The sequence below is a fragment of the Streptomyces sp. NPDC002076 genome, assembly GCF_053593835.1.
Window position 1 is genome coordinate 148871 of sequence record NZ_JBSFDI010000003.1, and the last position, 15277, is coordinate 164147.

Below are 15277 nucleotides of genomic sequence, written 5' to 3' on the forward strand. Positions count from 1 at the left end.
TCCGCCGAGAGCACACAGGTGCTGCGGCGCGTCACGGCGCCCGCGGCCGGGGCCGCACAGGGCTCCGGGCAGGCGCCCGCGCCCGAGACCACCCAGGTGCTCCGGCGGGTCAACGCTCCCCGAGCGGCCGAGCCGGGCGACCCCGCCAAGACGGCCGCCGGCGAGCCGAACGCCGCCGGGCGCACCCCTCGTACGCCCGGCCCCGGCACCGCCCCCCGCGCCACCCAGGCGGCAGGAGCGGTCGGCACCGCCAGTGCCGCCGCCCAGGCTTCCCAGGCCGGCCCCGCGGGCGCCGCAGGCGCGGCAGCCACCCCCACCCCCGGCGACGGTGAACCGGCCGGAGGCAACGGCAAGAAGCCGAAGCGGCCCAAGCGGACCGGATGGCGGCGGATCATCCCGACCTGGCGCATGGTGCTCGGCACCTTCGTCATCGGCATCCTGCTGCTCGTCGGCCTCTTCTTCCTCGGCTACTCCATGGTCAACATCCCGCCGGCCAACGCCCTCGCCACCAAGCAGGCCAACGTCTACCTCTACGCCGACGGCTCCCAGCTGGCCCGCGACGGCCAGATCAACCGGGAGAACGTCAGCCTCGCCCAGGTCTCCAAGGACGCCCAGCACGCCGTACTGGCCGCCGAGGACCGCGACTTCTACACCGAGTCGGCCATCGACCCCAAGGCGATGGTCCGCGCCGCCTGGAACACGGCGACCGGCAAGGGCAAGCAGTCCGGCTCGACCATCACCCAGCAGTACGTGAAGAACTACTACCTCGGCCAGGAGCAGACGGTCACCCGCAAGGCCAAGGAGTTCTTCATCTCGATCAAGCTGGACCGCAACAAGTCCAAGGACGAGATCCTCGAGGGCTACCTCAACACCAGCTACTTCGGCCGCAACGCCTACGGCATCCAGTCCGCCGCCCAGGCCTACTACGGCGTGGACGCCCAGAACCTCGACCCGGCCCGCGCCGCCTACCTCGCCGCGCTCGTCAACGCGCCCAGCGAGTACGACGTCGTGGCCCACCCCGAGAACAAGGCCGCAGCCGTCGCCCGCTGGAACTACGTCCTGGACGGCATGGTCAAGAAGGGCTGGCTCAGCCAGTCCCAGCGCGCCGGGATGAAGTTCCCGATGCCGAAGGAGCAGACGGTCTCCACGGGCATGTCCGGCCAGCGCGGCTACCTCGTCGAGGCGGTCAAGCACTACCTGACCACCAACAACATCCTCACCGACGACCAGCTCGCGACCGGCGGCTACCGCATCACCACCACCATCCAGAAGAACCGGCAGAACGCCTTCGTCAAGGCGGTCAACGACCAGCTGATCGCCAAGCTGGACAAGAAGAACAACAAGGTCGACAGGTACGTCCGCGCGGGCGGCGCCTCCGTCGACCCGAAGACCGGCAAGGTCGTCGCCATGTACGGCGGCATCGACTACGTGAAGCAGTACACCAACGGCGCGACCCGCGGTGACTTCCAGGTCGGCTCCACCTTCAAGCCCTTCGTCTTCACCTCCGCGGTGCAGAACGGCTCGACCACCCAGGACGGCCGCCCCATCACCCCGAACACCCTGTACGACGGCACCAACGAACGCCCCGTCCAGGGCTGGAGCGGCGGCGCCTACGCCCCGCAGAACGAGGACCAGAAGTCGTACGGCCAGATCGACGTCACCAAGGCGACCGACCTGTCCGTGAACGCCGTCTACGCGCAGATGGCCGTCGACGTCGGCCCGTCCAAGGTCAAGCAGACCGCGATCGACCTCGGCATCCCCTCCGACACCCCGGACCTCCAGCCGTACCCGTCGATCGCCCTCGGCACCGCCACCGCCAGCGTGCTGGACATGGCGGAGGGCTACGCCACGCTCGCCAACCACGGCAAGCACGGCACGTACACGCTGATCGAGAAGATCACCAAGGACGGCACGGACGAGGTCAAGCTGCCCGAGCAGTCGGTCAAGCAGGTCGTCAGCCGCGAGGCCGCCGACACCACCACCTCCATCCTGCAGAGCGTCGTCGACAACGGCACCGCCACCGCCGCACAGGCCGCGGGCCGCCCGGCGGCCGGCAAGACCGGTACCGCCGAGAACGACACCGCCGCCTGGTTCGCCGGCTACACCCCCGACCTGGCCACGGTGGTCTCGGTCATGGGCCAGGACCCGGTGACGGCCAAGCACATGCCGCTGTACGGCGCCCTCGGCCAGGCCCGTATCAACGGTGGCGGCGCACCGACCCAGATCTGGGCCCAGTACACGGCGGACGCGCTGAAGAACACATCGGCCTCCGCCTTCGACCTCCAACTGGAGCAGGGCGCCGACCAGCCGCAGGCGCCCAGCGCCACCGGCTCGGCCCAGCCGGGCACGACCGGTGACCAGAGCAACGGCGGCACCACCGGCACCCCGACGGGCGGCGGCGCGACCACCACCCCGACCGGCGGCGGCACCGTCGGCACCCCGACCAACGGCGGTACGACCACCACCGGCGGCACCGGCACCACCGGTGGCACCACCACGGGCGGCGGCACCAACACCACCGGCGCAGACACCACGGGCGGCGGCACGACGGGCGGCGGCAACACGACCGGCGGTGGCACGACCGACGGAGGGACCACCGGAGGCGGCACGGCCACCGGCGGCGGAACCGATGGCGGCGGCGTCACGACCGGCACGGCCGCCGGCACCGGAGGCGGCGACCCCGCGGCCTGACAAAGGGGCTGGTGACCACGGTCACCAGCCCCTCTACCGGAACCCCTCTACCGGAACGACTCGAAGACGACGACTCAGAGATACAGACCCGTGGAGTCCTCCGACCCCTCGAAACGGTCCGCGGCCACGGCGTGCAGATCCCGCTCACGCATGAGCACGTACGCCACACCCCGCACCTCGACCTCGGCCCGGTCCTCCGGATCGAACAGAACCCGGTCACCCGGCTCCACGGTCCGTACGTTCTGCCCGACCGCGACGACCTCGGCCCAGGCCAGCCGCCGCCCGACCGCCGCAGTGGCGGGAATCAGAATGCCGCCCCCAGACCGCCGCTCGCCCTCACCGGTCTCCTGCTTGACCAGAACCCGGTCGTGCAGCATCCGGATGGGCAGCTTGTCGTGATGGGGGGTGCTGTGCTGGTTTCTGTTGGCGCTCACGCCTCGAACCTACCTGCCTTCGCCCCGCTCGTCCGAGCCCGGGTCAGCGCCTGCGCCGCCTGCGGCCCACGGCGAGCAGTCCCACGACGCCGAGGGCGAGCACCGCGACCGGCACGACCCGCTCCACCCGCAGCGCGCCCTCTTCGTCGACGAACTGCGCCCGCACCTCGGTGACCACCCGGTTGACCTGGACATAGGCCCGCCCGACCGTGTGATCGATGTTGGCGACGACCTTGGCCTTGGCATCCCCGATGATCGTCTGCGGATGCACCCGCACCCCGATCTCGTCGAGCGTCTCGGCCAGCACTTCGCGGCGGCGCTTGATGTCCGCCTCGATCTGCGCCGGGGTTCTGGTGTCCGACGTGTCCGCCACCGTACGGCCTCCGAAGTCTGTGATGCTGTTCCGGACAGTCTGTCAGCTTCTCCTCCCGGCGCGCCGCAAGGCCCCCCGGTTACGCTGGCCCGATGAGCGAGCGACTCCAGCCGGGGGACGTGGCCCCCGCCTTCACCCTCCCCGACGCCGACGGCAACGAGGTCTCCCTGTCCGCCCACAAGGGCCGCAAGGTCATCGTCTACTTCTACCCGGCCGCCCTGACCCCCGGCTGCACCAAGCAGGCCTGCGACTTCACCGACAACCTGGACGTCCTGGCCTCCGCCGGCTACGACGTGCTCGGCATCAGCCCCGACACCCCGGAGAAGCTGGCGAAGTTCCGCGAGAAGGAGTCCCTGAAGGTCACGCTCCTGGCCGACCCGGAGAAGACGGTCACCGAGGCCTACGGCGCGTACGGCGAGAAGAAGAACTACGGCAAGACCTACATGGGCGTCATCCGCTCCACGATCGTCGTCGACGAGGAGGGCAAGGTGGAACGAGCCCTCTACAACGTCCGCGCCACGGGCCACGTGGCCAAGATCATCAAGGATCTGGGCATCTGAGGACACCTGTCTCCACTGCCTGCGGCTCGCACCGGGACATTCCGGTGCGAGCCGCCTTCTCGTTCCCCTGCGTGACTGTCCGATTACCGGTTCGTTACTCCGTGCGGGCGGCGAACGCACGCCTGGAACGGAGGGGGGCGATGGGGGCCAGCGCGTACACCAAGGAGCGGCTGGAAGTAGCGGCTCGCGGGGCGCGGACTTTGTCGGATGCGTTGGAGAGGTTGGGGGTGGATCCGAGGAGTTCGATGCGGCGCTATGTCCTGGAGCGGATGAAGAAGCTCGGGGTGGATGTCGCGCACTTCGAGCGGGAGGGGGTGAAGTGGACGCGGGAGATGCTTGAGCGGGCGGTGGCGGCATCGACCAACATGTGCGAAGTGCTGCGCCATCTCGGCCTGGAGGTGGTCGGGGGCCGCCACATGCACATCAGCCGCAGGATCAAGGCGTATGGCATTGACACCTCGCACTTCCAACTGCCGACCCGGCGAGGGAAACCCTGGCGCGCCCGAACACCGGAGGCCCTGCTCGTCGAGCAACCGGTCGGCCAGGCCCGGCGCATTCCGAGCGACAGGCTCAAGTGGGCGATGACGGCCGTAGGGGTGCCGGAGCGCTGTGCTCGCTGCGGTACAGAGCCGGAGTGGCGGGGCCGTCCGCTACCGCTGGAGGTCGATCACATCGACGGCAACTGGCGTGACAACCGCATCGAGAACCTCCGTTTCCTGTGCCCCAACTGCCACTCGACCACGGACAATTACCGAGGGCGCGGCAAGGGCCGTTCTCGGGGCGGCGCCCTATGAGCAGCGGCGTGCAGTACACGCGTGAGCGGTTGGCCGAGGCCGCCGAGCGGTGTGCGAGCCTGAACGAGGTCATCGCCTTCTTCGGCACCAGCCCGTACGGCAAGGTGCGTCGCTATCTCGTGCGGCGATTCGCCCACTTCGGGATCGACATCTCGCACTTCTCCGACTCTGGCAGGCCAAGTCGCCCCGCTCCCGAGGAATTGCGCCAAGCGGTCGGCGAGTCGATCTCCATCGCAGAGACGCTGCGCCGCCTTGGGCGCCCCGACACCGGCACGCAGCGCGCGCTGCTGCGTGAGTGGATCGCCGAAGAGGGCATCTCGACCGCGCACTTCCTGGGGCAGGCGCATCAACGAGGCAAGACGTACGCAGACCGCGCGAAGCGCCCCGAGGACATCCTGGTCAATCACGACGGCCGACGCAGGACGCGAACCCATCTGTTGCGCCGCGCGCTCCACGAGGTGGGCGTACCGGAGGAGTGCGCCGAGTGCGGCGTTGGGCCAGAGTGGTTCGGGCAGCCGATGACGCTGGAGATCGACCACATCAACGGCGACTGGAGCGACGACCGGCGTGAGAATCTCCGGCTGCTGTGCCCCAACTGCCACGCGACCACGAGCACCTGGTGCCGAGGTGGTCGGCAACGGCATACTCTCGCCCAGTAAGGTAGATCCGGGCACGCGCTCGTACTCCAATGGCAGAGAGACAGGCCTTAGAAGCCTGGTGTTGTCGGTTCAAATCCGACCGGGCGCACAGGCAAAAGTGGCCCCGCACCTTCGTTTCAAAGGTGCGGGGCCTCTCCGCAATCTCAGCCCAACAACTCCCGAACCACTGGCACCAGCGCCCGGAACGCCTTCCCCCGGTGGCTGATCGCGTTCTTCTCCTCCGGGCTCAGCTCGGCGCACGTGCGCGTCTCGCCCTCCGGCTGGAGGATCGGGTCGTAGCCGAAGCCGTTCGTGCCGGCGGGCGCATGCCGGAGTGCACCCCGAAGCCGGCCCTCGACCACCTGCTCGCGCCCGTCCGGCAGGGCAAGCGCCGCCGCGCACGCGAAGTGGGCCCCCCGGTGTTCGTCCGCGATGTCGGCCAGCTGGGCCAGCAGCAGCTCCAGGTTGGCCTTGTCGTCGCCGTGGCGGCCGGACCAGCGGGCGGAGAAGATGCCGGGGGCGCCGTTCAGGACGTCGACGCAGAGGCCCGAGTCGTCGGCGACCGCGGGGAGGCCGGTGGCCTGGGCGAGGGCGTGGGCCTTGAGGAGGGCGTTCTCGGCGAAGGTGACGCCGGTTTCCTTGATGTCGGGGATGTCGGGGTAGGCGTCGGCGCCCACCAGCTCGTGGGGGAGTCCGGCCTCGGCGAGGATCGCCCTCAGCTCGGCGATCTTTCCGGCGTTGCGGGTGGCGAGGATCAAGCGGGTCATGCCAGCCAGTATCCCGGCAGCCCGTGAGTGTTCCTCGTGCCCGTACCTACAGTTCCGTCTGCCCCGCGCCCTTCAGCGTGTTCAGGTCGAAGACCTTGGCCATCCTGCTGAAGCCCAGGTCGCTGGGGTGGAGGTGGTCGCCGGAGTCGTAGTCGGGGCGGAGGCGTCGGGGGTCGTACGGGTCGCGGAGCGCCTTGTCGAAGTCGACCACGGCGTCGTACACCCGGCCGGCGCGGATCTCGGCGTTGACCTGCTGTCGTACCGCCTCGCGGGCGGCGGTCCAGCCGCGGTGGCCCTGGAAGGGCATCAGTGTGGCGCCGACGACCTTCAGGCCGCGGGCGTGGGCCTCGCGGACGAGGGTGCGCAGGCCGGTGAGGATCTGGTTGGGGTCGGCGAGTCGTGGGTTGCGGAGGATGTCGTTGACGCCGAGGTCGATGACGACGACCTTGACGTCCGGGTGCGTGAGCGCGTCGCGGGCGAAGCGGCCCAGGCCGCTCTGGTTCTCGGCCGGGCGGCCGAGTCCGTCGGCGAGGACCTGGTTGCCGCTGATGCCCTCGTTCACGACGCTGTAGCGGGGCACCTGCCGTCTGTCTTCGAGCGCGGTGCGCAGTCGGCCGGCGAGGATGTCGGGCCAGCGGTGGTTGGCGCCGATGGTGGAGGTGATGCCGTCGGTGATGGAGTCGCCGAAGACGACGATGGTGCCGTCGGCCTCGTTGCTGAGGACGTCCAGGGCGGTCAGGTAGCGCCAGTAGGTCGTCTGTTGGGTGTAGGGGGTGCCGGTGGCGTCCTCGGTGGCGTCGCCGGTGGCGACGTAGGAGATCTGCCTCGCGTGCGGGTGGTAGGTGACCGGGCCGGACGGGGTGGGGGAGTAGGTGGTGATCAGGACGTCGCTGTCGTGCGGGACGGTGAGGTGTACGGGGTCGCCGGCGATCTCTTCGCCGGCGGGTATGACCACGCTGGTGGCGCCGTCGAAGGTGAGGCGGCGCATGGAGTCCGGTTCGGCCGCGGCGGTGCCGTCGCCGGCGGAGAGTGCGATGGAGGCGTGGGTGATGGTCAGCGGCTCGTGGCCGTAGAGGTTGGAGAGCGTGATCCGGGCGCTCGTGCCGCCGGTGCTGGTGTGGACGATGTTGCGCACGGAGCGGCCCGCGAGGCCGTGGGTCTCGGTGCCGGGTTCGCCGCCCACCGGGGAGGCGGACCAGGCGCCGACCCAGGTGCCGGTGGAGGCGGGGGCGACGGAGGAGCCGTGGTGGGGGCGGTCGTCGGTGAGGGCGCCGTGCGGGGTGCCGTCGTCGGCCGCCACGGTGAGGTAGATGGCGGCGGACACGGCTACGACCAGCGCGATGAGCGCACTCAGTACGGCATAACCATGACGCTTGGTCATGCTTGTGTTGTTCTCCTCGGGGATGGGAGCCCGAGGCTCCGATCTTGGTGAGCCCATGATGCGTCATGGGCCGGGGAGAGCTGTCAGGGCCCTGCTCAAATCCTCTTTTCTGACAGACGCCGGGAACTCTTGTTCCGTTCCGGGAGTCGGTCAGGAAGGGACAATTGTGTGCGGGATCACCGGACGGGATCACCGGACGGGATCACCGGACGGGATCACTGGGCCGGATCACTGGGCCGGATCACTGGACGGATCAGTGAGCGGGCGGAGCTGAACGGGTGGAGCCGATGGAATCGACCGAGACGGAAGCGGCGCCGGCGCGGGGTGTGTCGTACCGGACCATGACGGCCTTCACCCCGGCCGACGAGGAGCGCCGGCGCGGGGTGCGGCGCATGAAGCTCACGGCGACGAGCATGCTGCTGGTCGTGGCGGTGGTCTATGTCCTGGCCAAGCTCGCCTCGCACGAGGGCGCCGGTCCCTGGGCCGGTTATGTCGCGGCGGCCGCCGAGGCCGGCATGGTGGGTGCGCTCGCGGACTGGTTCGCCGTGACGGCGCTGTTCCGGCACCCGCTGGGGCTGCCGATCCCGCACACCGCGATCATCCCGACCAAGAAGGATCAGCTGGGTGTCTCGCTCGGCGAGTTCGTCGGCGAGAACTTCCTCTCCCAGGACGTCGTACGGCAGCGGCTGCGCGCGGTCGGCATCGGCAGCCGGCTGGGGGCGTGGCTGGCCGAGCCGGAGCACGCGGACCGGGTGACGGCGGAGCTGGCCACGGCGCTGCGCGGTGCGCTGACCGTGTTGCGGGACAGGGATGTGCAGGTGGTGGTGAGCGAGGCGATCACCCGGCGGGCGAACACGAAGGAGGTCGCGCCGGGCATCGGCAAGATGCTGGAGGGGATCGTCGCCGACGGCGGGCACCGGCGGGCGGTGGACCTGGTGGTGGCCAGAGCGCAGGACTGGCTGGTGCTGCACCGGGGTGACGTGATGGTGGCGGTGGAGGGTGGCGCGCCCGGCTGGACCCCGCGGTTCGTGGACCGGAAGGTCGGCGAGCGGGTCTACAAGGAGCTGCTGCGGTTCGTCACCGAGATGCGGGACATGCCCTCGCATCCGGCGCGTGGCGCGCTGGACCGTTTCCTCACCGACTTCGCCTCCGATCTGCAGTCCGACACGGACACCCGGACGCGGGTGGAGCGGCTGAAGGGTGAGGTCCTGGGGCGGGGCGAGGTGCAGGATCTGATCGCGTCCGCGTGGACGGCCGTACGGGCCATGATGGTGGCGGCGGCCGAGGACGAGCGGAGCGAACTGCGGATGCGGGTGCGGTCCGCGCTGTTGTCGCTGGGTGCGCGGATGGCGACGGAGCCGAAGGTGCAGGAGAAGGTCGACAGCTGGGTCGAGGGTGCGGCGGTGCATGTGGTGACGACGTACCGCCGGGAGATCACCTCGCTGATCACGGACACCGTGGCGAGCTGGGACGCCGAGCACACCACCCGGAAGATCGAGGCGCACATCGGCCGCGACCTGCAGTTCATCCGGATCAATGGCACGGTGGTGGGGTCACTGGCGGGCCTGCTGATCTATACGGTGACGCGGACGCTGGGCGCCTGAATCCGCGGTACGCGGGCACCCGTCCTGCCGTCTCCCGTATGTCGGGGGGACGTCCTTCGGCGAGGAGGGAGCCCATGGCCGCAGCGAGGACGCCGGCACCGCAGACCGGCGGGCCCGGCGGGACGGGCCGGACCGTCATCACCGACCTTCCCGCCCGGCTGGACCGTCTGCCCTGGTCCCGCTGGCACTGGACGATCGTGATCGGTCTGGGGACGGTCTGGATCCTGGACGGCCTGGAGGTCACGGTCGTCGGCAACATCGCCGGCCGGCTGGCCGAACCGGGCAGCGGGGTGTCGATCACCTCGGGGCAGATCACCGGCACGGCCGCCGCGCTGTATGTGGCCGGCGCCTGTTCGGGCGCCCTCTTCTGGGGCCGGCTGACCGATCGTCACGGCCGCAAGAAGCTCTTCATGATCACCTTGGCGGTGTACCTGGCGGCGACGGCGCTGACCGCCGTCTCCTGGGAGGCCTGGTGGTTCTTCCTGTTCCGCTTTCTGACCGGCTTCGGCATCGGCGGTGAGTACGCGGCGATCAACTCGGCGATCGACGAGCTGATCCCGGCCGTCCACCGCGGCCGGGTCGACCTGATCATCAACGGCAGCTTCTGGCTGGGCGCGGTGGGCGGCGCGCTGCTGTCGATCGTGGCGCTCGACACGGATCTGCTGGCCAGGAACGTCGGCTGGCGGCTGACCTTCGCCCTGGGGGCGGTCCTGGCGCTGGTGATCCTGCTGGTACGGCGGCACGTCCCGGAGAGCCCGCGCTGGCTGCTGATCCACGGCAGGGACCGGGAGGCGGAGGAGATCGTCTCCGGTATCGAGCGCCGGGTGGAGCGGGAGAAGGGCGTGACGCTGCCCGAGCCGCGGGGCGAGCTGGAGATCCACCAGCGCAGGAGCGTGACGTTCCGGGAGATCGCCCGCACGGTCTTCGCTCACTACCGCAGGCGCGCGGTCCTCGGCTTCTCCCTGTTCATCGGCCAGGCGTTCCTGTACAACGCGATCACCTTCGGCTTCGGCGCGATCCTGACCAGGTTCTTCGACGTGCCCTCCGGTCACACCGGTTACTACTTCGCGGTGATCGCGGTCGGCAACTTCTGCGGCCCGCTGCTGCTGGGCAGGCTGTTCGACACGGTGGGCCGCCGGGTGATGATCTCCTCGACCTATCTGCTGTCGGGTCTGCTCCTGTTCGGCACGGCGTGGCTGTTCGACCAGGGCGAGCTGAGCGCGGGCACGCTGACTGCCTGCTGGTGCGCGGTCCTGTTCTTCGCCTCGGCGGGCGCCTCCAGCGCGTATCTGACGGTCTCGGAGGTCTTCCCGATGGAGACGCGGGCGATGTCCATCGCGTTCTTCTACGCTCTCGGCACGGCGGCCGGCGGCATCAGCGGCCCGCTGCTGTTCGCCGACCTCACCGGCACGGGAAAGGTCGGCGACACGGTCCTGGCCTTCTCGATCGGCGCGGCCCTGATGTGCGCGGCGGGTCTGGTCGCGGCCTTCCTGGCGGTACGGGCGGAGCGCCGCTCCCTGGAGGACATCGCCCGGCCGCTGACGGCGGTGGCGAGCCGGACGAGGGCGGCGACGCGGGGTGCGCCTGGTGTGGGGGGTACGCAGGGGCCGTCGGCGCCGAGTACGCCGTAGGGCGCCTGTGCCGTCAGGCCCCCGTCGTGGAGCCGGGCCGCACGATCATCAGGACGGTCACGGTGGCCCACAGCAGGTTGAACATGCCGGTGGACATGGCGAGCCGCGCGGGGTTCGTGCCCCGGCCCTCCACCACCGCGCCCTGGGCGGGCAGCACCAGCGCGACGAGGACGACGGCGGCGAGGGCGGTCAGCGCGATCGACACGATGAGCCAGGCGCTCCCGAGCACGCCCATCTCGCTCGCGGTGGCGAACCCGAAGACCGGGACGACGACGCCGACGAGGGCGTAGACCCGGCAGATGTGGTGCAGCAGGTGCAGCGTGCCGCCGGCACCGGGATCGCCGGGCGCGGCGAGGGCCCGGCGCGCGACGGGCGGGAACATGCTGGCGGCGACGGTCACGGGGCCGACGGCGACGATGGCGGCCAGGACGTGGACGGCGAGGAGGAACTTGGTCACGCGGTGACGGTAGGCGGTGGACGGATCTTGCAGAAGTGGCGGGAGTGCCAGGCTTCGACGGATTCCCGCCATAGGGAGGCAGGCGGTTTCCGCTGTGACGGGGCTGATGGGCGCCATCGGCCGCAATCCGTCGTAGGCCTAGGATCCTGCCATGCACACCGTGGCCGTACTGGCGCTGGACGGCGTCATCCCCTTCGACCTCTCCGCTCCCATCGACACCTTCGGCTGGGCGCGGCTGCCCGACGGCCGGGTGCCGTACCGGGTGCGGGTGTGCTCGGTGCGGGGGGAGGTGAGCGCGGGGGCCTTCATGGTGCGGGCGCCGTACGGCTTGGAGGCGCTGGCGGAGGCGGACACGATCATCCTGCCGGGCGTGGCGGAAGTGCCTCAGGAGCTACCGCCGGGAGTGCCGGAGGCCCTTCGCGCGGCGGCGGCGAACGGCACCCGGATCGCCTCGATCTGCGTGGGCGCGTTCCTGTTCGCGGCGACGGGCCTGCTGGACGGCCTGCGCGCGACGACCCACTGGTGCGCGGCGGGGGACCTGGCGGCGCGGTACCCGGAGGTGACGGTGGACCCGAACGTCCTGTACGTCGACAACGGCCAGTTCCTGACGTCGGCGGGCGCGGCGGCGGCGCTGGACATGTGCCTGCACATGATCCGCAGGGACTTCGGCTCCGCGGTCGCCGCGCACGCGGCACGCATGTCGGTGATGCCGCTGGAACGGGAGGGCGGCCAGTCCCAGTTCATCGTCCACGACCTCCCCCCGGCACCGTCGGGTGCCACCCTGGAACCGCTCCTCCACTGGCTGGAGGACCACTGCGACCGCGACATGACGGTGGACGAGATCGCGGCCCGGGCGGGGATGAGTACCCGCACCCTCAACCGCCGCTTCCGTGAGCAGACCGGCACGACACCGCTGCAGTGGCTGCACCGGGCCCGGGTACGCCGTGCCCAGTACCTCCTGGAGACGACGCCGTACCCGGTGGAGCGCATCGCCGCCCAGACGGGCTTCGGCTCACCGACGGCTTTCCGGGAACGCTTCCGGAGGGTGGTGGGGACGAGCCCGCAGGCGTATCGGAGGGCGTTCCGGCGAGGTGAGGTCATTCCGGCGGAGTGACGAAGGGTTTTCGAGGTCGACCGGAGTGCCGGGCGGGGCGTGGGGCACGGTCGGCGGCCCGGACGACGTAGCCCCGGACGTGGCCCCGCCCGTCGGACGACAGGCGGGGCCACGGGGACGTCGGGTGGTCGGTCGGTATCAGTCGGGTGGTCGGTCGGTGTCAGTCGTCGATGGCCTGGTAGAGCGTGGTCCAGAAGTCGTGCATGAGCAGCACCGAATCCGGGACGGACGCTCCGACCTGGGTGAGCAGGATGCCGGTGAGCTGGTTGTCGGGGTCGGCGTAGGTCGAGGTGCCGCTTCCGCCGTCCCAGCCGAACTGGCCGACCGGCGCGTAGTCACCGCGGTAGGTGCGCACCGCCATCCCCATGCCCCAGCCGCCGTGCTGTCCCTGGCCGAAGGACACGTGGACGTTGTCGCGGGCCATGGCGTTGCGGGCGGCGTTCTGCTCGGGCGTGAGGCGGTTGGTGGTCATCAGCTGGACGGCGGGCCGGGACAGGATCCGTTCGCCGTCGTGCATGCCGCCGTTCAGCAGCATCCGGAAGTAGGCGTGGTAGTCGTCGGCGGTGGACACCAGGCCGCCGCCGCCGCTCTGGAACGCCGGAGGCTCGCTCCAGCGTCCCCCCTTGGCCTCGTCCCACACGATGAACTCGCCGGTCTGCGGGTCGGGGGCGTAGAGGGTGGGCAGCCGGTCGATGTCGTCGGCGGGCACGTGGAAACCGGTGTCCTTCATGCCCAGGGGTTCGAAGATGCGCTCGCGCAGGAAGCTCTCGAACGACTGGCCGGTGACCCTGGAGACGAGCACGCCGACCAGGTCGTTGCTGATCTGGTACTGCCAGCGCTCCCCGGGCTGGTACATGAGCGGCAGCGTGCCCAGGCGGCGCATCCACTCGTCCTGCTCGGGCATCGGCTCGGGCAGATTGGGCGTGAGCCCCTGCTCGAAGACCGCGTTCATGATCGGGGTGCCGAGTGACGTCATATCCATGCCAAGCCCGAAGGTGGAGGCCAGCACGTCCCGTACGGTGATCGGCCGCCGCGCCGGCACGGTGTCGTCCAGCGGGCTGTCGATCCGCTTCAGCACCCGCCGGTCGGCCAGCTCGGGCAGCCACGGCTCCACCAGGTCGTCCAGCCGCAGCCGGCACTCGTCGAGCAGCACCATCGCCGCCGCCATCGTGACCGGCTTGGACGTCGAGGCCATCCGGAAGATCGTGTCCCGGCGCATCGGCGCGCCACCGTCATGACGCATCGTCCCGAGCGCTTCGACGTGCGTCTCGTCTCCCCGGCTGAAGAGGGCGACGAGCCCCGGGATCTTTCCCGACTCCACATGCCGCGCCAGCACGTCGTGCAGCCGGCGCAGTCCTGCCTCGGCGAAACCACGGTTGCTCTGTCCCATGACGAATCCCCTTGTCCTGTACGGCGTTTGGCGACGACAGGAACGCTACGACGCTTGCCATGGCATTGGCAAGTAGTTGCCAAAAGTGATTGCCAAGGTAGTTTGGACCGCTCAACCAGAGCGGTTGCAGGCGGGCAAAGAATTGCCACCATATGGGCAAGCGGGTTAGGATCGGGGTGAAGGGATCAGTCGGACGTCGTACGACGTCGCCACCCGCGGGAGTTCAGACATGCTGGAGCAGCCGGTTTTCGGCCGCCGACTCAGGCAACTGAGGACCGAGCGGGGCCTGACCCTCGCCGCCCTCGCGGGCGAAGGCATGTCGACCGGCTATCTGTCCCGGCTCGAGTCCGGCGCGCGCCAGCCCACCGAGCGGGCCGTGGCGCATCTGGCCGCCCAGCTGGGCATCAGCCCGGCCGAGCTGGCGGAGTCCACGGCCACGTCACTGGTGCAGAGCCTGACGTTGGCCACCGGCCTGGGCCAGGACGAAGCCGGCGAGACGCTCGCCGAGGCGCTGAAGGCGTCGGGCGGCGAGGATCCGCTCCTTCGCTGGCAGGCGCTGTGGCAGGTCGCCGAGTGGCGCCGCCGGCGCCGGGAGTTCGCCGAACAGCGGGAGAGCCTCGACGAGCTGGTCGCGCTCAGCGACGACATCGGACTGCCCGAGCTGCAGGCCAGGGTCCTGGCCGAGTTGGCCCGCTGCATGCGCAGCACCGGCCAGATCGACGACGCGGTCGCCATCTCGACGCGCGCCTACGAGCTGGCGAAGAGCGAAGACCTTCCCAGCCGGGTGCTGACGTCCACGCTGCTGGCCCTGGTGTCGGCCCTCGCCGAGGCCGGGCGGCTTCCTGATGCCGCGCGCTACTGCGATGAGCTGCTCGCCCTGGTCGAGGGGCAGTCCGGAGTGCGCTGGGCCGAGGCCCTGTGGACCATGGCCAACATCCGAACCCGCCAGGGTGATCTCGATGCCGCCGCAGAGTTGATGGACCAGACCATCCGAGGGTTCAACGGCCGGGACGACCTCACGCTGTGGATGCGCCTGCGCCTCGATGCGGCTCACCTCGATCTCTTGTGCAGACCGCCGAAGATCGAGTCCGCTCAGCGGCGCGTCGAGGAAGTGGAGGCGTGCATGCCGTTCGCGGCAACGCCGACCATGGAGCAGCAACTGCTGGCGTTGCACGCCCGAGTGGCCGTCTTCCAGAACCGCCCCGCCGAAGCGCGCGCGCTGCTGACCCAGCTCGAGGGCTTCAAGGATGTGACGCCCTATCAGGAGCAGGTCAGGCTCGACATGCTGCGCAACCGGGTGCTGCTCATGGAGGGCAACCGCGAGGCGGCCATCACCGGCCTGCGCGACCTCGCCGAGCAGGCCCAGTCGAGCGGCAACATGGACCTCGCCGCGGAGATCTGGCGGCTGGTCGCCGAATCCCTGACGCAGTGAGGCGACGCGGG

The 15277-nt window shown here is 70.2% G+C and carries 14 protein-coding genes and 1 tRNA gene; 9 read left to right on the forward strand and 6 right to left on the reverse strand.

Annotated elements, in window-relative coordinates:
* Positions 1-18: 18 nt before the first annotated feature.
* The gene (locus tag ACWCQS_RS07885) at positions 19-2691 is read left to right on the forward strand and encodes a transglycosylase domain-containing protein (RefSeq protein WP_451003628.1); all 2673 of its coding nucleotides are present in this window, start codon (positions 19-21) and stop codon (positions 2689-2691) included.
* A 74-nt stretch (positions 2692-2765) separates the two neighbouring features.
* Here the strand turns inward: ACWCQS_RS07885 and ACWCQS_RS07890 are convergent, their stop codons facing one another.
* Together ACWCQS_RS07890 and ACWCQS_RS07895 are read right to left on the reverse strand one after the other, a co-directional pair.
* On the reverse strand, positions 2766-3125 hold the full coding sequence (locus ACWCQS_RS07890; protein ID WP_031159553.1) for a GroES family chaperonin: 360 nt from the start codon (positions 3123-3125) through the stop codon (positions 2766-2768).
* Positions 3126-3168: 43 nt separating this feature from the next.
* On the reverse strand, positions 3169-3498 hold the full coding sequence (locus tag ACWCQS_RS07895; RefSeq protein WP_451003629.1) for a DUF3618 domain-containing protein: 330 nt from the start codon (positions 3496-3498) through the stop codon (positions 3169-3171).
* A gap of 92 nt (positions 3499-3590) precedes the next feature.
* On the opposite strand from ACWCQS_RS07895, the gene bcp reads away from it, so the two are divergent.
* The 4 genes from bcp (at position 3591) to ACWCQS_RS07915 (ending at position 5599) form a co-directional block, all read left to right on the forward strand.
* Positions 3591-4058, forward strand: a complete 468-nt coding sequence (gene bcp, locus ACWCQS_RS07900) for a thioredoxin-dependent thiol peroxidase (protein ID WP_450985408.1) — start codon at positions 3591-3593, stop codon at positions 4056-4058.
* Positions 4059-4198: 140 nt separating this feature from the next.
* The gene (locus tag ACWCQS_RS07905) at positions 4199-4852 is read left to right on the forward strand and encodes an HNH endonuclease signature motif containing protein (protein WP_451003630.1); all 654 of its coding nucleotides are present in this window, start codon (positions 4199-4201) and stop codon (positions 4850-4852) included.
* The gene (locus tag ACWCQS_RS07910; RefSeq protein ID WP_451003631.1) at positions 4849-5511 is read left to right on the forward strand and encodes an HNH endonuclease; all 663 of its coding nucleotides are present in this window, start codon (positions 4849-4851) and stop codon (positions 5509-5511) included. The genes ACWCQS_RS07905 and ACWCQS_RS07910 overlap by 4 nt, the downstream gene beginning before the upstream one ends.
* Before the next feature lie 15 nt (positions 5512-5526).
* Positions 5527-5599, forward strand: a tRNA-Leu gene (locus tag ACWCQS_RS07915).
* A 55-nt stretch (positions 5600-5654) separates the two neighbouring features.
* Here ACWCQS_RS07915 and rdgB read toward each other — a convergent pair.
* Both rdgB and ACWCQS_RS07925 read right to left on the reverse strand, forming a co-directional pair.
* Positions 5655-6257, reverse strand: a complete 603-nt coding sequence (rdgB, locus tag ACWCQS_RS07920) for an RdgB/HAM1 family non-canonical purine NTP pyrophosphatase (protein ID WP_451003632.1) — start codon at positions 6255-6257, stop codon at positions 5655-5657.
* A gap of 46 nt (positions 6258-6303) precedes the next feature.
* Positions 6304-7638: an SGNH/GDSL hydrolase family protein gene (locus tag ACWCQS_RS07925; protein ID WP_451003633.1), complete on the reverse strand. Its 1335-nt coding sequence runs from the start codon at positions 7636-7638 to the stop codon at positions 6304-6306.
* Positions 7639-7925: 287 nt separating this feature from the next.
* Between ACWCQS_RS07925 and ACWCQS_RS07930 the strand changes: the two genes are divergently transcribed.
* Together ACWCQS_RS07930 and ACWCQS_RS07935 are read left to right on the forward strand one after the other, a co-directional pair.
* Complete coding sequence (locus ACWCQS_RS07930; RefSeq protein ID WP_451003634.1) at positions 7926-9242, forward strand: DUF445 domain-containing protein; 1317 nt, start codon at positions 7926-7928, stop codon at positions 9240-9242.
* Between the two features lie 74 nt (positions 9243-9316).
* A complete protein-coding gene (locus tag ACWCQS_RS07935; RefSeq protein WP_451003635.1) occupies positions 9317-10873 on the forward strand; it encodes an MFS transporter in 1557 nt (518 codons plus the stop codon).
* A gap of 13 nt (positions 10874-10886) precedes the next feature.
* Here ACWCQS_RS07935 and ACWCQS_RS07940 read toward each other — a convergent pair whose 3' ends face one another.
* Positions 10887-11330, reverse strand: a complete 444-nt coding sequence (locus ACWCQS_RS07940) for a hypothetical protein (protein WP_451003636.1) — start codon at positions 11328-11330, stop codon at positions 10887-10889.
* A gap of 151 nt (positions 11331-11481) precedes the next feature.
* Between ACWCQS_RS07940 and ACWCQS_RS07945 the strand changes: the two genes are divergently transcribed.
* Complete coding sequence (locus ACWCQS_RS07945) at positions 11482-12444, forward strand: GlxA family transcriptional regulator (RefSeq protein WP_451003637.1); 963 nt, start codon at positions 11482-11484, stop codon at positions 12442-12444.
* A gap of 160 nt (positions 12445-12604) precedes the next feature.
* On the opposite strand, the gene ACWCQS_RS07950 is transcribed toward ACWCQS_RS07945, so the two are convergent.
* Complete coding sequence (locus ACWCQS_RS07950) at positions 12605-13834, reverse strand: serine hydrolase domain-containing protein (RefSeq protein ID WP_451003638.1); 1230 nt, start codon at positions 13832-13834, stop codon at positions 12605-12607.
* A gap of 229 nt (positions 13835-14063) precedes the next feature.
* On the opposite strand from ACWCQS_RS07950, the gene ACWCQS_RS07955 reads away from it, so the two are divergent.
* Positions 14064-15266 (forward strand): helix-turn-helix domain-containing protein, encoded by a 1203-nt coding sequence (locus ACWCQS_RS07955; protein WP_451003639.1) that lies wholly within the window; start codon positions 14064-14066, stop codon positions 15264-15266.
* Positions 15267-15277 lie beyond the last annotated feature (11 nt).